Consider the following 18,108-nt stretch of genomic DNA (forward strand, 5'->3'; position numbering starts at 1 on the left):
AATACTTAGTATGCGTAGTATTATCTTAGCTGGACTGATTAGATTTAGCAACAGTGGCTTTCCATCTCTGTTAAAGAAGAACTTAAATCAACTAGTATTCTTTGGCTGTACCGACAATGTGGTAAGACCGAAATTTGATGCCACTGTAAAACACTTATTTCATATTACAACACCATAATGTTCCCATAGATTTTTTGGATGCCGTCAAGTCGCTTCTCTAGGAGACGCCAAAGGCGAACGCTCCAATTAAAAATTAAAAATTATTAATTAAAAATTGCAAGACGCTCGAGGACTCGCTAACGCTTCGCTATCAGTGGTTGCTCTGAACCCCAAATTAATTAAAAATTATTATTCTTCTTAATTTTTAACTTTTCATTTTTAATTAAAAAAAGGTCAAGTGTTTGGTAGAAACAGACGATAAGATTCGCTGTCCATCAGAATTCTGAAACCTAGCCACATCAGCACGAAGGGGAAAATCTTGCGAGCATAACGGCTGAGTACCAAAGCGATACCGGGTTGATGAGTCAAAGTATAGGACATAAACAGCCAGCAGCAAACAATGAAATAGCAAACTGGTATGATTACGGACAGATTTTGGATTGAGCTAGTGGCAAACAGGGGAATATAGATCCCAAGATTGTTACCGCCGTTGGCAATTGTGACCGCAGAGACGCGATAGGTCTGGGGATCGGGGATTACATTCCAGAGCGATCGCTTTCGAGAATCAAATCCTCGAAATTTAGAGTTTCTTTTCAGATTGGCTGACTTATCTTCGGCTGAGTCATCCTTATTCAGGTTGAACAAATTGTTTAAGCCAATGAGTATCGGCAAAATCCCCAGTAGACCAATCCAAGTTGACGGAATTGCTAGACCCAGTAAGAAACCAACGAAACTTACTATCACTAATGCCGTGAACCCTAGAATCTCACCAACTACAACATGCTGAGGACGAAAAGTCCGATTAACCTCACTAAAAAAGGCAGTCAGATAAATATTATCATCAAACGTTGTTGCCACTGCCGCAGCTAGCCCGATCTTAATTGTTGCAATTAACCAATCCATCATCACTCCTCACTCAAGACCTATCTGATCACCGAAACTAGCGATCGCTCAACCTTTGTAATCAGCCCCACAATATCGAGAAATATTAATATGAGAAGGGGAGTTTCGCGCATCAGGTGTAACTCGACTTTTTATTGATTCAACTTAGTTAGTTATGATACATGAATTACGCAGCAAAACTACTCATGGTGGGGATGGTGCGTTACGCTGCGCTTTTCTTAAATGTCCCAAGCTATACACACCCTACATATAGAATATTTGCATAAGTCCTAATAATATATAAATAGCCCCAAAAAGTCTAACATTCTGGCTGTATTCTCGTATATAACGTCGCCATTTATTGCAAGCATCACCAACAAAAAAAGATCCAAGCAGAAAAACAATTAGTTTACACAGTTTAGACACAGGTAAACGATTAACACAAAATGCACTTCCAAATGATTGTTTATTCAAACCATATTCTTGATGGAGAAGCACGGCAGTTAAAACTGCCATTCGGCTTTCCTCCACTGTCTAAAGTCAAGTGGTTTCCAGCCGTATCGGGGATTTTCATATGATTAGCCGTTTGATTGACCTTGTGCCTAGATGCACAAGTCAAAACATCTTACGGTCGCTCAGATCAGCCACTCGTAGATCGGCTACCTACAGGTTTGCAGTTCGATTTTGCCTCGGACTTATCTCGATTTTGGTCTTGACTCTAGTTTTTGACGGTCATGCTGTTGCCGCTTCTGAATCTGGCAATACACTCTCCTCTCTACTAAATCAGTTACAAAATACCCAAAAATTCGACAACTCGGTTACTAGAAACGGTGGGACTATTTGTCGGGGGCATAATTTTTTGTATAGTTTTGGATCGCTGGTTTTTTAACCGTTCTGATCGATCTAGCAACACGCCCCTAGCTAAACAAGCGCGGCGGCTCAAGCAACTGAAAATGGGATATCCAGAAGGGATGACAAATCTGGAAGTTCTCCGTGCTCAAGGCTTGCTCGAAACACGTTTGCAACCATTTGGGCTGAGTGTCAGATGGTCAAGCTTTTTGTCAGCCTCTTCTCTGATAGAAGCACTCAGCAACGGGACGATTGACTTCTGCGGCGGGGGCGGCACGGCCAGCATCTTTTCTCAAGCGGCGGATCATGTGTTTGTGCGGGTAGCTAAAGAAAAATATACCTCTCCCAAAGGTCAAGCGATTCTGGTACCGGAAGATTCGCCGATTCAGACGCTTGCCGATCTCAAAGGTAAAAAGATCGCTTTTGACAAAGGCTCAAGCGCACATTATGTGCTTGTGCGATCGCTGGCAAAAGTAGGACTCGATTTTAGTGACATTGAGCCAGTTTATCTGACACAACCGGAGGCGCTGCCCCGATTTTACCGGGGTGAGGTCGATGCTTGGGTGATTTGGGTTCCTTACACAGCAACTCAAGCGCGAAGCGCTTACCCAGGGCGATCAATTGCAGACTTAGAGAACATATTTGGTGACAAAGCCTCCGTGGAAGTTCCCACCTATTACTACGCAATTCCAGAGCTGGTACGCGACTATCCCGACCTGCTCAAGGTGATTTTAGAAGAGGTAAACGAAGCTGGTACTTGGGCTAAGAGACAGGAATTAGAAGCTGTTCAACGATTGGCAGAGCAGCATGAAATTGATCCATCTATCTTAGAAACTTTACATAAACATAGTGGCGAACGCGCTATCATCCCGATTGATGACCAATCGCTGACTGCTCTACAGCACCAGGCAAATACGTTTAGAGATTTAAATCTGATTCCTGAGCGGGTGGATGTGAAAGATGGAACCTATAGTTTGCAGACCAAGCAAAACTGGACTTATTAATTGCAGTAATAATTAGACATCTGGTGAAATTAAATATGCCTTATCTAGAACCCTTGTAGAGACGCGAAATTTCGCGCCTCTACATTCTTTTTCGGAGATGTCTATTGATTAAAAATGGACGTAGCAAACTTCTTGCAGATGTTCGAGGGAACAGCGAGCGCATAACACCAAGACTATTTATGTAGTGTTCTCCGTACTGCAATAGAAATTATCCGGTCTAACTCTGGGATTAACTTGCCTGGAAGTGATTATGGTGGATCGCCTGATTTGCCAAAAGGCTTCGAGTGGCCAACTCACCAACTAAGACTTTACTAAATCTAAAGTTCTTGACGTGTGGGACGGATGATCATTTCATTCACATCAACATCACTGGGCTACTCAATGGCATAGGCAATAGCACGGGCAATAGCATCTGCATCAATGGCGATCGCATAAAATTCATTCATTCTCGCTGCTGTATCTTGAGCAATCCCATAGAGGACGCCCTTGATTTGACATCGATCATCTGATCCCACTCCTCTACCTTTACTTGGTCGAGAAGAGAAAGCGGCATCAAACCGGCATTATTAATTAGCACATCGATACGACCATAAGTACTGAAAGTTTTCTTCGCCAAGGCTTCCACCTGTCCGCGATTTGCCACATCTGTCACTTGGTAGGTTGCAGTTCCTCCTGATTTGGCGATCGCTGCAACCAGTTCTTTGAGCCGATCTTCGCGGCGGGCGGCCAGCATCAGTTTGGCTCCACTAGCAGCCAGTCCGCAGTCGCCTCACCTAACCCACTGCTGGCTCCGGTGATGATTACCACTTTGTTTTGAATAAGAGACATATTGATTCCTGTGGGTTATTTAGTATGGGTGCTGAAACAGCACCCGATGTTTCACCTGAACTCAAGATTATTCAACCAGATCAACTAGCTTGTAGCCTGATCAATGTTTTTCTTGCGGTAGCGTTAGTAATCCAAATCGCGATAATCTCGCCGTTTGAGTTCTGTCCCGTTAAAACTTCAGTTGGTGAATCGATCGTGTGAGCGTAGCTCACTTCATGTTCACCCACTTCAATCACTAAATCATCTCCCTTGCCAGGGCGATCGTAAATGATCGCCATCAAAGTTGCGTTCTTAATTAGTTCTTCGTCACCGAGTTCTGAATCGATGATTTCGATCGAAATATGTCGTCCACGATTACCATCTGAAAACTGATCAAAAAATTCACCCCATCGCTCTTGGGGCACGGATTTGCTGATGTCAATCTTATTCGCCATATAATTAATTCCTTGTGAAAAACTAGTAAAAACAGACGGAGCAATGAAATACTTACTAAGTACAACAAAAGTGGAATTAAATAAAAGATTACTCTAAAGTAGGCATCGCCGACATAATCAACTAGAGTGAGCTTTTTATATCAGTGATAGTTTCGATTGAATCTCAGCTTGAGTTTTTTTGGCGCAGATTGAATGCTTTTCTTCAGGGATTTTGCCCGATCTTCAGCCGCTTCTAAATGGTCATGAAGTTTTTTGGTGAAGTTATCTATTGTAGTGCTGATGATAATTCCTTTAGTATGTTAAATTTATGAATTGAGTTTCGATTGAATCTCAGCTTGGGTTTCTTTGCCCGTCAATTTATTGTTTCCAAAAGTTGCCCGATATAACCTCTACCTTTTGAATGGTTTAGTAGAACTTATACAACTCACAGGCGATTCAAACACTTGCTAAAACACTGGAATACCATCGGTATAATTGTAAAACTGATGCCTACGGCGGCAAGGTACGCGCCGGAATTGGGCAGGTAGGCACAATCAAAGCAAAATATCGTTTAGTTTAGAAAATGCCAACCCTTAATTTGAAGTGTTAATTTTATACATGATAAATAGTACTAGTATTTCAAGATAGTCCAAGCGGTATCAGATGCAACAGGTAAGAAATTAAATAACTTTAAATTTTATGAATAGTCCCTTCCCCTTAGAGCTTCCGCAAAGCGCCTTAGAACCACTGTTAGCATTGCGAGATTACTACGCACCCCAAGTTGAACAGTATGAAAAACTATATACTCAAGCCAAAGCTAATCTCACTCACGTAGAAGCTTTGTTATCTAACTGGTCTTTTGCCTTGGAGGTAGCCGAACAAGAATTCACCCCTGAAAAAGAAGAAAATTCGTTATTATTTCTGACTGATAACTCTGATCTGAAACTGGAAGAACCTAGCCCTCTTGAACTCTTGCAATTGGACGATTCCGAGTCTGGAGGATTTGATGCAGCTACAGATAATCTGGAATTAGCAGAACCGCCGATATTACCACTTGTAGAAACATCAACTCAACAGCGATCGCTATATGGCGTAGAGATTCCCATGTTGCCAGAGTATCAATCTTTAAGTCGCACTGAAGCGATTGAAAGGCTGTTGGCAGAAGAGATTGGCATAATTGTTCACATAGACGTGATCGTGCGATCGCTCTATGGAGAGTTAGAGCCAGATATCTTCAAACTAGTTAAAGGTCGAGTTCAATCTTCACTTACCCAAGGTAGAGAAGCCAATAAATGGTCATTTGTTAAAGGTAAGCCTGGATATTATACTCTAGATTCACGTTTGCTTACCTCTAATCCAACTAAGAATTCGCTTGGGCAAAACAAGCACAAAAATCACAAATCGTTTAGCGAAACAAAACCCCAAAAAATCCCCAAGCTTGAAGCATTTGAAGAGCTAATTTTGATTGATGCCATTTCCGATTTTTTAGAACAAAATTCTGCAAAAGTTTTCAGTATTAATGAAATCATTGAAGGGCTTTATGGAAAACTTGCTGAAGATGAACTTAAACAGGTCAAAGGCGCGGTACAGAAGGAATTATCGCGGGGTTATCGCACAGGGCGATTCTCTAGAGTTCCCAATCAAATTGGTTTTTATACGTGGGACTACGAGTTAATCAGGAAATCAAACGAGTGAGGCGATCGCCTTTCAATTCAGTCAGTATTTAATATTGCGGCTGTTGAAGAATGCAGAATTCAGCAATCTTGATGCTCCAGCATGATCTCTCCGTGGCGCTATCAGTGGGGGATTCTATATCTGTCACTAGGAAAGTTAACCACCAAATCTACTTGGTGGGGTGCAAAAAACGCCGCTTATTCAGACGCTCTCTAGGAGGCGCTGCGCGTAGCTTGCTTAAGAGCAGAAGTAGCCGGACTTGTTGGCGGAGCCTCTCTAAGAGTTGAGGCTACGCTATCCGCCCTTCTCCTGTCGGAGACCAAGGCGAACGGGTGACGCTCGTTGCGCTTTACAGCAATTTGAAACCGAGGTTATTCAGAACTTCACGTAAGCGATCGCGTCCTCTCAAAGACTCTACAGTTGCGATCCGTTGGGCTGAGTGTTCTGACCAATCACCAGGAATATTCATCTTTTGTTCAGTATAGAATTCTTTAATGATGTTGTTATAGTGAGCGATCGCTTCTTCTTGCTCTGCTAATTTATAGGTTTCACGGTGCAATATAGCTGATTGTGGCAAACGTGGTTTAATCGCTGCTTGTACTTCCGGATTCGGATAGCCTACACACAGCCCAAATACAGCATACACGGAGGAGGGCAAATTCAATATCTCTGCTACCTCTTGTGGGCGGTTCCTGATTCCGCCGATATATACTGTTCCCAAACCGAGTGACTCAGCTGCGACTGCTGCGTTTTGCGCCGCCAAAGTTGCATCGATTGTTGCCATCACAAACATTTCTAAGTATTCCAGCGCATCATGAGATATGTCGCGACTGTCAGCAACGTAGCTTAGACGTGCCAAGTCTGCTAACCAAACCAAGAATAAAGGCACTTGCTTTATATGTGCTTGGTTTCCCGCTAATTTGGATAATTCCTCTTTGCGCTGTGGATCTTCGACTGCCACCACACTCCAGGTTTGCAAATTAGAGGAAGTAGATGCAGATTGGGCGGCTGCAATTAGTAACTCCAGAGTTCCCGGTGGTAGAGGATCAGCTAAATAAGACCGGATTGAACGGTGAGAGAGTAGTGCTGTCAACGAATCATTCCATTCAATTTCGGGATTGAAGGGGATTTCACCGTAGCGCGATCGCAGTAGTTCTGTAGGATTAGTCATAATTAATTTTAAGATTTACATTTCAAAAATTGTCAGTTGTTTTGCTACTAAGCTCGACTTAATCCAAAATTAAGAGCTTGGGTCTCTTGATACTGCAAAAACCCTAGCTTTTTGGCCAAAACTTTTTCCCTGCCACTGATTCTCGGTAAAATCGAAAAAGTAAAGCTCCCGTCCCACAAAGGTTTCAGCGTCAGCTTGAGCGTTGCCAAAAAATGGATCAAGTCGAGCTAAGGGAATGATAAATAAAAAAACATCCCAAATTTTCTTGTGGGACGGATGAGGAGACACCCATCCCATATTCAGGGCGGTACCAGAGCAGCTTTATCTTGTACAGGCTCTCTAACCCCAGCTAAAAACAGTCAAATCGGTGAATCGACTAAAAGTTCTGGGGTGGCAGTGGTTTTCCTTGGCTCCTAGGAACATTAACTACGTTTAAAGCTTTGGCAATTGCAATAACATCATTATCCAAGCGTTGAGCTTTAGCATTATTGCCAGGACAGCTAATGTCTTGCGAGTCCTCACCAGCGAATCTAATGGTAGTAATTGTACCAAAAGAAACAGATTTGACGCAACTTTGTTTACCTGGCAAGTTAGATAAAGGTTCAGCAACTTTTAGGTCACGGAAAAAGTTTTTCGTTAATTTTTCGGACAATTTACCTTGATTAGATCCTTTGCCATCAACATAATTAACTTCTCCCGATGGTGATACGTAAATACGGTATCCAATCGTATTTGTAGAGCCACTATTGACGATAATCGCAACGTTATTGGGTACAAGCGCCATTGCCAATTGAGACGAACAAAGTAAAAAGGATACACCTGTTAACCTCAGTAAGCTGTGAGAAAAAAGCCGATTCATATAATAAATTCCTCATTTACGAGTCTTGATTGTCAGAATTTTATGACCAATATTCATCTGGATAAGTTTCTTTCATTTCCTGATTTAAACAGGCTGTTCAGTAAAAATTTCTGGTCATACTTTTGTTATAAGTTTGTCATAATTGCGTCAAGTCAAAATGAGATGATTATTAATTTTGCTTTACGGGTTATGTGAGTTTTGGTAGCAAAAAACAAGGGGAAACCGAAGATATAGCATTTAATGTCTTAGTATTTGATTTTGCTGCTGGGTGTTGGGTAGGAGAAGAGGTTTTCAGGATCTAAGCTGTAGTTTCAAAACAAGAAATACCCGATTACGCCGAAATCGGCTCTTCAATATTCACCATCACAGCTTGTAGCTCCTTCGCTTTCTCCTCTGGTAAAGCATCATTGGCAAACATCCCTGCTGCGAGTTCGGTTCCTGCCAGATACTTCAGCCTTTCGCTTGTCCGATATGGTGGATAAAACTCGGCATGTAAATGCGCTTCTGGATGCGCTAAACCGTCAGTTGGTGCGCCAAACCAAGCCATCAAGTAAGGAAACGGGCGATTCCACAAGCCATCATACTTAAGAGTGACAGTTTTTAAAGCTTTGGCAAGTCCCCAACGTTGTTCTGGGGTAAGATCCATAAAAGTCCTAACTGGCTCTTTTGGTGCAATCCAGACTTCATAGGGGTAACGAGCGCATACTGGGACAAATGCGATCGCATACTCATCTTGGTAAATAATCCGTTGATTGTCTGCAATTTCCTTCTGAATCAAGTCTTGCAGTAAACCCCGCCGATGTTTTTCATAAAACTCCTGCTGCATTGACAGCATCCGCGCCGGAACAGGCGGTATAAAAGGATAGGCGTAAATTTGCCCGTGGGGATGGTGCAATGTTACACCCACCTCTACACCTTTATTTTCAAAGGGCAGCACGTACTGAATTTGGGGATTTAGTCCGAGTTCGCAAACGCGATCGCCCCACACTTCCAACAGCAAATCTAGATGTTCCAACTCTAAGGAACTCAGGGAGGCGTGGGCATCTTGAGTAAAAACTACTACCTCACAAGCTCCATTAGCTGGTAACGTTTCTACGATAGTATCAGGTGGATTGTTGGCTGTAGCAATCATTGAGGGAAAGCGGTTATCAAACACTGCTACATCATACTTACCTTGGGGTAGTTCCGTAGGAAACTCAGGGTTACTTGTAGGTGCCACGGGGTTATACTCTGGAGGCGGCATAAATGTCCGCCCTTGACGGTGACTAGCATAAGCTACCCATTCGCCACGCAAGGGATGCCAGCGCAGATGGGGATTAGCTTGCACTGGCTCGTTGCTAGGGCTAGTGGCTTCTAACTGACTAGTAATTGGGTAGCGGCTGTATAACTTTAGTTTGCGTCCGTCTGGCTTTAACAGCTTGTGAGAGTACATAATCCTTGTCCTGAGAGGGTTGCAGCCCGGATTGTCTCAATGGTAAATTTCGGCGTGCGATCGCCATATAATAAACCGTTAGCTTCTGGGAAGGTATCTGTGAATTGTATGTAACAGAATCCGCTAAATAGCTTAATGTTATTAGCTGTTTCGAGCAGAGCAGCGTATTTCATTTCTAAGTCGGAGATATTCGAGCAGTTTTCATATCCCCAAACTTGATCTATCCTTTTGGCGGATTAGAGACATCGATGAATTGGCCTTAGCGTTCGCCTAGCGTCTCGTAGAGAAGCGGGGCGGAACGCACGTCGCAGTTTACACAAATGTGCCCACAGCTTATTTTGGCGCTTACCATTCTTGTTTACTTCAATATGATTACAGTAAAAATATTGCATAGTACATAACCTAAATTCATCTTTGTATTATGCAACACCACTTCCCGTTATTCCGGCAGTCTAAAAATATAGATAGCAATTAAATACTACGGTAAATCTATCGGCTTACTGTATGATACTATCAGTGATGACCGCTTCCTTTGAAATATTGCTTGCAGTTGATAGCAAAATTCCAAAAGAAACGGACGAGTGTCACACCCCCTTAGAGATCAAACTCTGGAGAATTTATATGGGCTACAAACATATCGAAGTCAAACAGGTAGCTGGTTTCATTGGTGCCGAAATCAGTGGCGTAGACCTTTCTGATCCTCTGAATGATGATCAAGTTAAAGAAATTCGTCAAGCACTATTGAAGTGGAAAGTCGTGTTCTTTCGTGGTCAGAATATTGATCATGCTGCCCAGGTTGCGTTCACATCTCGTTTTGGCGAAGTGACTTTCGCACATCCCCTTGGAGAGCCTGAACCAGTCGCGGGATTCCCACAGATCAAACCTGTTGATCGTAGTCTCTATGAAAAGCAATACGGTTTTCGCAGTGGAGGCCCCTGGCACACAGATGTAACAGCAGCGATTAACCCGCCAGCAGCGTCAATTCTACGCGCGGTTAATGTCCCCAGCTTCGGTGGTGACACCCACTGGAGTAATCTTGTTGCCGCTTATGAGGGACTCTCAGCAAAAGTGCGGGCCCTAGCAGATACATTGAAAGCTGAACATCGCTTTAATGGGGGCGGGTATCAGCCCCACAACAGCAAGTTTACCGAGCGCATTGCTGTCAATCCCCTGGTTTCCATCCACCCGGTAGTCAGGGTTCATCCTGAGACTGGCGAGCGTGCATTGTTCGTTAACCCAGGCTTCGTCTCGCACATTCTTGATGTGTCACCAGAAGAGAGCAAGCTGCTGCTTGAGTTATTCTTCAACCAAATCACCAAACCTGCCTACACCACCCGTTTCCGTTGGAACAACGGTGATATCGCCTTCTGGGACAACCGCGCCACTGTGCATTTGGCTCCTCAAGATTTGGATCATTTAGATGTCGAACGTCTCCTCTATCGCACCACCATCACTGGCGATATTCCAGTTGGGGTTGATGGTTTCCGCTCCCAAGTAGTTCAAGGTGAGGTGTTCAGCGCAGATGTCCCAAACGTCTTCAAGCAGAAAGCTGAGAAAGAGGAAGCACAACCAGTGCTTTCGTAAACTACAAAGCTAAAAACTACAAAGTACAAGGAGAAATTTTTATGACATTTACTGCAACACGGTTTGAGATTACGCCCACCAAAGCCTCTTTAGGAGCAGTAGTTACTGGTGTTGATGCCAGTGTTGTGGCACAACCAGAAGTGATCCTGCAACTCAAGCAGGCGTGGCGCGATTACCACATCCTCATCTTCAAAAATCAACAATTGACTGATGACCAATTATTAGACTTATCCACAAATAAACCTCAAAATAGCTGAAACCCTTACATAGCTGGCTTTTTAGCTTATATAAAACAGGAACCTCTAAAACCCTCTCCAGAGCTAGGTTTCAGCCAAATAAAGTTCTCATTTCCGGATAAGTCTATTGGACTTTGCCAATTACTTTGGCGACATTCTCCAACAGCCTGCTTATATCAAGAAAGGGGAAACAGAGCCTTATCTACCACCCCTCGTACTCACCCTAGCGAATGCTGCTTCCGAAGAAAGTTCCGTCAATGTTGCACCCAACTATCGTGAACTTTTACCCCATATCGATCACGACTGGTTGCCTACACCATCTAGCGGTTCCTTTTTATATGGGGTAGAACTGCCTGAGAATGGCCCTGATACCTATTGGGTGAATTTGATTCAGGCTTACGAAGAGCTAGATGATCTTACCAAGCAGCAGATTACTGGCTTGCAGGTGCGGCATTTTAATTTCTATGGCAAGTATCGGGATGAGTATCCTGAGCCTGCTTATGCAGCCGGTCGTTCTGTTAAACCGGACGAACGAGTTGCTACCCATCCTCTAGTTCGCAGCCACCCAGATACTGGCAAGAAAGTTCTCTTCCTAAATGCAGCTAGCGAGGTAGATATTGTTGATTACGATCTAGTGGAAGGGGCAAAGCTAATCGAGCGGTTGCGAGAACACATTAAGCAACCCCACTTTGTTTATCAACACCACTGGAGCAAGGGCGACCTGCTTTATTGGGACAACCAGGCAACGGCTCACTATCGCCCTGAATTTAATGCCAACGCAACCCGGATTTTGAAGCGGGTTAGCATCCGAGGAAGCCGTCCTTTCTAAAGTTCAGCTAGCTAAAGATTGTAAATTATTTCAGATACAAAACTTTACTCCCCTTTCCTTCTCCACTTTAGAGAGCAGAGGGGAAAAGCTAGTGGTCTACTAAGGCAAGGAAAGCGTATTGCAAGCTCTTGGAGTGAAGAAGTAACCATTAAACTCTTTTACTCCAAGAGCCTCAATATCTGGCCAACACGACCAGCATTTTTGACCTTTTTTGAATTGGAGCAAAGCGACTTGACTTGCCAGACTACTAGCATTTTTAGCAAGGATAGAAGCTTTTGATCAGTTGGATTATCTTGCAGAGATTTTGCTCAATGGTATCAACATCAAGATGAGGTGGACAGTTAGTTATGGTAAGACCGCAAATTGGAAAATACTCTATATCCAGACGTGATTTGCTTTACGCTTTCTACGGGTTAGCATCTTTTACTACCTTGGTCAGTTGTGGTATCAACAATGGCAGCACAAACAATAGTAATGCTAACAACAGCAGCGTTAGCTTGGGCAATAACGCTACTACTACCAGTAATACTAAGGAGAAGAGTCCTACCAAGCTTGTTCGACTTGGCTACCAAGTTTCTGGGGATCTGACCCATGAAAAAGGCGTGATCGAAAAACGTTTGGCTCCTCAAGGGATAGGTGTTACTTGGTCTCAATTTGTGTCTGGGCCACCTCTATTAGAAGCCTTAAATGTGGGTAGCATTGATCTAGGACCTACTGGCGAAACCCCACCCATTTTTGCTCAGGCAGCTGGTACTGATCTGATTTATGTAGTTAATATTCCGCCAGGGACTGGAGAAGGTTCAGCGATTATTGTGCTTAAGGATTCTCCAATCCAAACATTGGCAGGTGTTAAAGGTAAAAAAGTTGCTTATTCTAGAGGGACGGCTCAAACCTTTTTTGTGGTGAAGGCGTTGGAAGAGGCAGGGCTGAAAATCAGTGATATTGAATCAGTGAATCTGACCGTTGCAGATGGACGAGCAGCGTTTTTGAACAAGACGGTTGATGCCTTTGTAGAAGGCGATCCTTATCTAATCAAGCTCCAAAAAGAAGGCAGTATCCGGGTCTTACGAAACGCGCAAGGAATTAAAACGCCAGGAAGTTATTACCTCGCTTCACGAGATTTTGTAACTAATAATGCTGAACTCTTGAAAGCAATTTTGTCAGAGTACTACCAAGTTGGGCAGTGGGCAAACAAAAACAGGCGCGCTGCTGCTGAAATTCTCGCACCGAAGGTCAAGACTGATGTGGATACTATGGAATTGACGCTGGCGAGAAGAAAATATGACATGAAACCAATTACCGAGGAAGTAATTAGCGCTCAACAAAAGGTTGCGGATCTTCTGTATGAACTGAAAGTTGTGCCAAAACAAGTGGATGTTAAAGGAGCAACCCTAACTACCCAGCAGTATGCAGCGATTACACCGGATGCCGTTAGAAATAAGGCTTAATCTTTTGGGAAGCAAGCTTGCGACAAAAACAGACACTAAAATTAATCAATGAAATCCCTATAACGGCGACAATCGGCATTTTGATGACACTAATCAGGTTGGCGTAGCCCGCCATAGGCATCGCGCCCTGAAATTCCTCAAACAAAAATCTCCAGTTTGGAGTGATAAATTCCAGTTATTCTTAGAAAAGAAAGGCTCAAAGCTTGACTAAATCAAGGTTTCAAAATCTTGCTTCGATTATTGTTTTTCCAAAGTGACAAAATAGGGGTAATTCCTTATTCAAATTGATCATCAATTTGCTTCATTCTGCATCTGAGAGATTGAGGTTGCAAGGGAGAGCGGCGGGTTTCAGACCATGTATATGGAGGGCTAATGAGCGGATCAAAACAATTGAAACTGGGCGCGTTCATGCGCCCGGTAAGCATACATACAGGCGCTTGGCGCTATCCTGGGGCTTTGCCTGATGCCAATTTCAACTTCCCAGCGCTGAAACAACTCATCCAGAAACTAGAGCAAGGCAAGTTCGACGTATTCTTCATGGCTGATCACTTAGCAGTGCTAAATATGCCTCTGAATGCGCTAAAGCGCAGCCATACTGCCACCTCCTTCGAGCCTTTCACCTTGCTTTCTGCCCTTGCTAGCGTCACCGAACACATCGGGCTGATAGCCACCGCTTCCACAACCTATGACGAGCCTTACCACATCGCTCGCCGCTTCGCGTCTCTCGACCATATCAGTGGCGGTCGCGCTGGCTGGAACATCGTCACCACAGCCAATCCCGACGCAGCACTCAACTTTGGCTTAGAAAAGGAGGTAGAGCATGACGAACGCTACGCGCGAGCTAGGGAATTCTATGATGTCGTCACGGGTCTTTGGGATTCCTTCGCTGACGATGCGTTCATCCGGGATGTGGAATCAGGGATTTATTTCGATCCCGCAAAAATTCACGTTTTAGGTCATCAGGGAAAACATCTTTCGGTGCGGGGGCCATTGAACATCGCCAGACCTGTCCAGGGTTGGCCGGTGATCGTCCAGGCAGGAGCCTCCGAAGCCGGTCGTCAGCTGGCTGCCGCAACCGCCGAGGTCGTGTTTGGATCATCTACCAACTTGGAAGTAGGCAAGGCATTCTTTGCCGACATTAAGGGTCGGGCGCGGGCGATTGGACGTGACCCAGAAAGCATCAAAATTCTTCCAGGTGCTTTAGTCATCGTGGGTGAAACCGTCGAAGCGGCGCGTGCCAAGCGTTGTCATTTGGACAGCCTAGTACATTATGACAGTGGGATAGCTAGCCTCAATAGCGCACTTGGCTATGACGTTTCGGGCTTTGATCCCGACGATCGCTTGCCGGAAATCCCGCAGACTAATACCAGCCAATCTTCACGAGAACGAGTGATAGCGCTGGCGCAACGCGAGAACCTGACAATTCGACAGCTAGCTCAACGCATCGGCAGTTACGGCGGGCTGGCCTTCGTCGGCACACCCCAAACGATCGCCGATGAGATGGAGCAATGGCTCACAGAGGAAGGGTCTGACGGCTTCAACGTTATGTTCCCTTTTGTTCCTGAAGGGCTGAATGATTTCGTGGACAAGGTTGTGCCAGAACTTCAACAGCGTGCAATCTTTCGCCAGGACTATGAGGGTAAGACGCTGCGCGAAAATCTGGGACTGGCGCGCCCCGCTAACCGCTTCTTTGAGACTACAACCGTGCCTGTAGGCTAGATGCGGCCATTCGCAAAATATCAGAGAGAAAAACAATGACTCAAATTGAAGAAAAAGTTATAGATTCCACCTTCGGGAATATATGCAACCAAACATAACAAAGGATGTAGAAGTAGTAAATACAATTAAACGAGTTTATCCGTTGTTACGATTCTCGTAATATTTTTAAATGGAGGTTAGCGGACTCGAACCGCTGACATCCTGCTTGCAAAGCAGGCGCTCTACCAACTGAGCTAAACCCCCCTAAAATTAAAATAGTAGGTAACTTTAGTTGCCGTTGTGATTGTAACTTAATATTGTTCCATTACCAAAGGGATGAAGCCAGAAAATATCCAGGTTGTCGCAGCACTGTATAAATTTGTCAAGCTGCCAGATTTTACTGAGAAACGAGCTCGTTTACTGTCTTACTGCCAAGCGCAAGATGTCAAGGGGACAATTTTGCTGGCACAAGAAGGGATTAACGGTACAATTGCAGGTTCGCGTCAGGCGATTGACTCTGTTCTCTGCTTTCTGCGTTCTGACCCCCGTTTAGCAGATATAGAATCCAAAGAATCCTATACCGAAACCCCGCCCTTTGAACGGATGAAGGTGCGGTTGAAGCCAGAAATTGTTACTTTGGGGTTGCCTGAAATTGACCCGAATCAGCAAGTTGGCACTTATGTCAATCCCCAGGAATGGAATGATTTGATTTGTGATCCAGAAGTAACTGTGATTGACACCCGCAATGATTATGAGGTGAATATAGGTACTTTCCAAGGAGCAGAAAATCCCCAAACTGGCTCATTCCGTGAATTTCCCGATTATGTTCGCCACCATCTCGACCCAACTAAACACAAAAAGGTTGCTCTGTTTTGCACAGGCGGCATTCGCTGTGAAAAAGCCTCATCCTTCATGCTTGCCCAAGGCTTTGCAGAAGTCTATCATCTCAAAGGTGGCATTCTCAAGTATTTGCAGGAAGTTCCAGCACAGGAAAGTTTATGGGAAGGCGAATGTTTTGTCTTTGATGAGCGGGTAACTGTCAGTCATGGGTTAGAGCAAGGAAGTTGTGAGCGGTGTTTCTGTTGTGGACATCCAATTTCTGAAGAAGATAAGCTGTCTCCAAAGTATGAACAAGGTATCTCCTGTCCCTATTGTTTTGATAGCCTTACCGAGGAGAAAAGAGCGCGTCAGCAGGAAAAATGGCGTCACTACCAAACCCAAGTTGCTAACAAAAATCGGATGTGAATAAATAGCTCCGCGCTTTACCCCTACGACAGATCTAGTCTTTTCCAAAATACATATTTTGTATTTTCTGTCAATGCGTAAGTCCTAGTTTTATCTTGGGCGTCCAAGTGTAGTGATATATAGAACAGCTTCATCGGCAGGAATACCCAAAACTTCATTTACTTGGTCATCAAAGAATCCACCGATACCACTGACGCCTACATTCAGGTGGATTGCCGCTAAATTCAGGCGTTGTCCCAAATGCCCAGCATCCATATGTAAGTAACGGTAAACGCGATCGCCATACTGAGCGATCGCAGCTTTCAGATCGGCTGTATGAAACAACACTGCTGCTGCATCCCGTCCTAATTCTTGTCCTAAACAGAGAAAATGTAACTCTCGCCGGAAATTTTTAAACCGAATTTGGCGTAATTCTTGGGCTTTGGGCGCGTAATAGTAACAACCCGCCTCCAATCCTTGGACTCCGGAAACAGCAATGAATGTTTCGATTAAATTCAGATCAAAGTAGTCTGGAGAAATATCTAAACTTTGATCGATGTAATTTTGCGGTTGGTAAGTGAAATCAAGTAAATTTTTCAATTCATCGAAAGTTAACTCATCACCATTGTAAGCGCGGGTAGAGCGTCGCTTGTACATAGTAATTTCCAGTTCTGACAGGTTTTGTCCCCAGTCTATAGGGGCAGTGATGGTGGGAATTTTCAAACAGAAAGGAAAGTTATATTTATCCTCCAAAGATTTTTCTTGTTTGATAGTTGGTAAATTGAGATTGCCACTTATACCTGATTGGATCTGGGTGTATTGATGGAAATATGTCAGCAATTCACCATCGGGGATTTGGGGATAACTGGTTTCGGTGGCGGAAGGTAAAGTAGTACATCCCAATGGCAAATTTTGATTCACATCTAACAAGTCTGCCAGAGGTAAGACTGCGATCGCACCTTCTTGTTGCGGATCGATATAAAGCAGATTGTTTACCGATTCATCCACAAAACCGCCAATTAAATGGGGGCGATAGTCAGTAATCGCAGCAGCCAATTCGATATTGCCTAACAGGTGTCCCGTATCTAGAAAAATCCGGCGGTAAGCCCGATCTTCGTAGCGCCACGCAGAACGATAGAAAACCGCAGTGACAATAATTGCCAGTTGGGTATTTTCTAGGGAAGGATGCCAGAAGCAAGCTGCTTGGAGAGTTTGCCAAACATCACTTTCCCAATAATGCATCAGAGAATGAGTCAGACACTGGTAGTTATACAGACCAGGTGGCAATAACGACGTACCACGGGAAACTACATAGACTTCAGCAGGGTATAGTCCGCCGGCACTGGGAGCAGCCCGTAAATACCCCGCACTACCCATAGAAGGCATTTTCGCCGTCAATCCATAGCTGCGAAACAACAGTCTTGAGAGTCTTTGCCACCATTGAGCATCTGGATTATTAGCAAATCCCTCTGCTTTTTCTTCGATATAGGGTTTGAGATCAAAGGTAGAGCCAATTTTGTACTCTTTAAAGGGCACTGGCTGTTTAGCCCAGTCTAACCTTTGACTTTTGGAGGCGAGAGTCTCAGGGTTGTATTTAGTCCGTTCGTGATAATGCTCGGCAATTGATTGGTGTAATTCTGGCATAGTACTTTTAATATCCTTGGGGCATCCTTTTTTTGATCTTGGCATTCATTAGCCTGATTATTTCGTGTTAATTGGTACAATCCTCAGAGTCACAAAGTGGTAATTGGTAACAACTGTATTGGGGCATTGGGCATTGGGCATTGGGCATTGGGCATTGGGCATTGGGCATTGGGC

At 44.1% G+C, this 18,108-nt stretch carries 17 protein-coding genes, 1 tRNA gene and 1 pseudogene; 9 read left to right on the plus strand and 10 right to left on the minus strand.

The features are described from left to right. Positions 1–10 precede the first annotated feature (10 nt). Positions 11–178, plus strand: a complete 168-nt coding sequence (locus tag PUQ00_RS23155) for a hypothetical protein (protein ID WP_300421264.1) — start codon at positions 11–13, stop codon at positions 176–178. Between the two features lie 215 nt (positions 179–393). Here PUQ00_RS23155 and PUQ00_RS23160 read toward each other — a convergent pair whose 3' ends face one another. Beyond that, positions 394–1,062, minus strand: a complete 669-nt coding sequence (locus PUQ00_RS23160) for a cadmium resistance transporter (RefSeq protein WP_300421308.1) — start codon at positions 1,060–1,062, stop codon at positions 394–396. 243 nt (positions 1,063–1,305) lie between these two features. Continuing rightward, positions 1,306–1,557, minus strand: coding sequence for a hypothetical protein (locus tag PUQ00_RS23165; protein WP_300421266.1), 252 nt, complete (start codon positions 1,555–1,557; stop codon positions 1,306–1,308). Positions 1,558–1,994: 437 nt separating this feature from the next. Here PUQ00_RS23165 and PUQ00_RS23170 point away from each other — a divergent pair, with 437 nt between their 5' ends. Next, on the plus strand, positions 1,995–2,894 hold the full coding sequence (locus PUQ00_RS23170) for an aliphatic sulfonate ABC transporter substrate-binding protein (protein ID WP_300421268.1): 900 nt from the start codon (positions 1,995–1,997) through the stop codon (positions 2,892–2,894). 374 nt (positions 2,895–3,268) lie between these two features. Here the strand turns inward: PUQ00_RS23170 and PUQ00_RS32915 are convergent. Both PUQ00_RS32915 and PUQ00_RS23180 read right to left on the minus strand, forming a co-directional pair. Continuing rightward, a pseudogene (locus tag PUQ00_RS32915) lies at positions 3,269–3,722 on the minus strand (SDR family NAD(P)-dependent oxidoreductase). Positions 3,723–3,802: 80 nt separating this feature from the next. Next, the gene (locus PUQ00_RS23180; protein ID WP_300421273.1) at positions 3,803–4,156 is read right to left on the minus strand and encodes a DUF5335 family protein; all 354 of its coding nucleotides are present in this window, start codon (positions 4,154–4,156) and stop codon (positions 3,803–3,805) included. Between the two features lie 678 nt (positions 4,157–4,834). Between PUQ00_RS23180 and PUQ00_RS23185 the strand changes: the two genes are divergently transcribed. Further along, the gene (locus PUQ00_RS23185) at positions 4,835–5,830 is read left to right on the plus strand and encodes a hypothetical protein (protein WP_300421276.1); all 996 of its coding nucleotides are present in this window, start codon (positions 4,835–4,837) and stop codon (positions 5,828–5,830) included. 328 nt (positions 5,831–6,158) lie between these two features. Here the strand turns inward: PUQ00_RS23185 and PUQ00_RS23190 are convergent, their stop codons facing one another. The 4 genes from PUQ00_RS23190 to PUQ00_RS23205 form a co-directional block, all read right to left on the minus strand. Continuing rightward, positions 6,159–6,980 (minus strand): NADPH-dependent oxidoreductase, encoded by an 822-nt coding sequence (locus PUQ00_RS23190; protein ID WP_300421278.1) that lies wholly within the window; start codon positions 6,978–6,980, stop codon positions 6,159–6,161. A 376-nt stretch (positions 6,981–7,356) separates the two neighbouring features. After that, the gene (locus PUQ00_RS23195) at positions 7,357–7,839 is read right to left on the minus strand and encodes a hypothetical protein (protein ID WP_300421281.1); all 483 of its coding nucleotides are present in this window, start codon (positions 7,837–7,839) and stop codon (positions 7,357–7,359) included. Positions 7,840–8,170: 331 nt separating this feature from the next. Further along, on the minus strand, positions 8,171–9,271 hold the full coding sequence (galT, locus tag PUQ00_RS23200; protein WP_300421284.1) for a galactose-1-phosphate uridylyltransferase: 1,101 nt from the start codon (positions 9,269–9,271) through the stop codon (positions 8,171–8,173). After that, complete coding sequence (locus PUQ00_RS23205) at positions 9,250–9,444, minus strand: hypothetical protein (protein WP_300421286.1); 195 nt, start codon at positions 9,442–9,444, stop codon at positions 9,250–9,252. The genes galT and PUQ00_RS23205 overlap by 22 nt, the downstream gene beginning before the upstream one ends. A 346-nt stretch (positions 9,445–9,790) precedes the next feature. Here PUQ00_RS23205 and PUQ00_RS23210 point away from each other — a divergent pair, with 346 nt between their 5' ends. The 5 genes from PUQ00_RS23210 (at position 9,791) to PUQ00_RS23230 (ending at position 15,087) form a co-directional block, all read left to right on the plus strand. Beyond that, entirely contained in the window at positions 9,791–10,855 is a 1,065-nt protein-coding gene (locus tag PUQ00_RS23210; protein ID WP_300421289.1) for a TauD/TfdA family dioxygenase, read from the plus strand. 41 nt (positions 10,856–10,896) lie between these two features. Further along, positions 10,897–11,112: a hypothetical protein gene (locus PUQ00_RS23215; protein ID WP_300421292.1), complete on the plus strand. Its 216-nt coding sequence runs from the start codon at positions 10,897–10,899 to the stop codon at positions 11,110–11,112. A gap of 106 nt (positions 11,113–11,218) precedes the next feature. Beyond that, the gene (locus PUQ00_RS23220; RefSeq protein ID WP_300421295.1) at positions 11,219–11,920 is read left to right on the plus strand and encodes a TauD/TfdA family dioxygenase; all 702 of its coding nucleotides are present in this window, start codon (positions 11,219–11,221) and stop codon (positions 11,918–11,920) included. 347 nt (positions 11,921–12,267) lie between these two features. Continuing rightward, entirely contained in the window at positions 12,268–13,368 is a 1,101-nt protein-coding gene (locus PUQ00_RS23225; RefSeq protein WP_300421298.1) for an aliphatic sulfonate ABC transporter substrate-binding protein, read from the plus strand. A 372-nt stretch (positions 13,369–13,740) separates the two neighbouring features. After that, positions 13,741–15,087: an LLM class flavin-dependent oxidoreductase gene (locus PUQ00_RS23230; protein WP_300421300.1), complete on the plus strand. Its 1,347-nt coding sequence runs from the start codon at positions 13,741–13,743 to the stop codon at positions 15,085–15,087. Between the two features lie 170 nt (positions 15,088–15,257). On the opposite strand, the gene PUQ00_RS23235 is transcribed toward PUQ00_RS23230, so the two are convergent. Beyond that, positions 15,258–15,330, minus strand: a tRNA-Ala gene (locus PUQ00_RS23235). A 72-nt stretch (positions 15,331–15,402) separates the two neighbouring features. On the opposite strand from PUQ00_RS23235, the gene PUQ00_RS23240 reads away from it, so the two are divergent. Further along, complete coding sequence (locus PUQ00_RS23240; RefSeq protein WP_300421303.1) at positions 15,403–16,311, plus strand: rhodanese-related sulfurtransferase; 909 nt, start codon at positions 15,403–15,405, stop codon at positions 16,309–16,311. A gap of 90 nt (positions 16,312–16,401) precedes the next feature. Here PUQ00_RS23240 and PUQ00_RS23245 read toward each other — a convergent pair whose 3' ends face one another. Then, positions 16,402–17,934 carry a SagB/ThcOx family dehydrogenase gene (locus PUQ00_RS23245; RefSeq protein WP_300421310.1) on the minus strand — a complete coding sequence of 511 codons (1,533 nt, stop codon included), beginning with the start codon at positions 17,932–17,934 and terminating at the stop codon, positions 16,402–16,404. Positions 17,935–18,108 lie beyond the last annotated feature (174 nt).

Origin of the sequence: Nostoc sp. S13 (genome assembly GCF_029379315.1) — a bacterium.
Classification (GTDB): Bacteria; Cyanobacteriota; Cyanobacteriia; order Cyanobacteriales; family Nostocaceae; genus Nostoc.

Excerpts from the sequence above, each read along its gene's own strand:
- PUQ00_RS23155 (WP_300421264.1), top strand. The coding sequence starts at position 11 with ATGCGTAGTATTATCTTAGCTGGACTGATTAGATTTAGCAACAGTGGC.
- PUQ00_RS23160 (WP_300421308.1), bottom strand. The coding sequence starts at position 1,062 with ATGGATTGGTTAATTGCAACAATTAAGATCGGGCTAGCTGCGGCAGTG.
- PUQ00_RS23165 (WP_300421266.1), bottom strand. The coding sequence starts at position 1,557 with ATGGCAGTTTTAACTGCCGTGCTTCTCCATCAAGAATATGGTTTGAAT.
- PUQ00_RS23170 (WP_300421268.1), top strand. The coding sequence starts at position 1,995 with ATGGGATATCCAGAAGGGATGACAAATCTGGAAGTTCTCCGTGCTCAA.
- PUQ00_RS23180 (WP_300421273.1), bottom strand. The coding sequence starts at position 4,156 with ATGGCGAATAAGATTGACATCAGCAAATCCGTGCCCCAAGAGCGATGG.
- PUQ00_RS23185 (WP_300421276.1), top strand. The coding sequence starts at position 4,835 with ATGAATAGTCCCTTCCCCTTAGAGCTTCCGCAAAGCGCCTTAGAACCA.
- PUQ00_RS23190 (WP_300421278.1), bottom strand. The coding sequence starts at position 6,980 with ATGACTAATCCTACAGAACTACTGCGATCGCGCTACGGTGAAATCCCC.
- PUQ00_RS23195 (WP_300421281.1), bottom strand. The coding sequence starts at position 7,839 with ATGAATCGGCTTTTTTCTCACAGCTTACTGAGGTTAACAGGTGTATCC.
- galT (WP_300421284.1), bottom strand. The coding sequence starts at position 9,271 with ATGTACTCTCACAAGCTGTTAAAGCCAGACGGACGCAAACTAAAGTTA.
- PUQ00_RS23205 (WP_300421286.1), bottom strand. The coding sequence starts at position 9,444 with ATGAAATACGCTGCTCTGCTCGAAACAGCTAATAACATTAAGCTATTT.
- PUQ00_RS23210 (WP_300421289.1), top strand. The coding sequence starts at position 9,791 with ATGACCGCTTCCTTTGAAATATTGCTTGCAGTTGATAGCAAAATTCCA.
- PUQ00_RS23215 (WP_300421292.1), top strand. The coding sequence starts at position 10,897 with ATGACATTTACTGCAACACGGTTTGAGATTACGCCCACCAAAGCCTCT.
- PUQ00_RS23225 (WP_300421298.1), top strand. The coding sequence starts at position 12,268 with ATGGTAAGACCGCAAATTGGAAAATACTCTATATCCAGACGTGATTTG.
- PUQ00_RS23230 (WP_300421300.1), top strand. The coding sequence starts at position 13,741 with ATGAGCGGATCAAAACAATTGAAACTGGGCGCGTTCATGCGCCCGGTA.
- PUQ00_RS23240 (WP_300421303.1), top strand. The coding sequence starts at position 15,403 with ATGAAGCCAGAAAATATCCAGGTTGTCGCAGCACTGTATAAATTTGTC.
- PUQ00_RS23245 (WP_300421310.1), bottom strand. The coding sequence starts at position 17,934 with ATGCCAGAATTACACCAATCAATTGCCGAGCATTATCACGAACGGACT.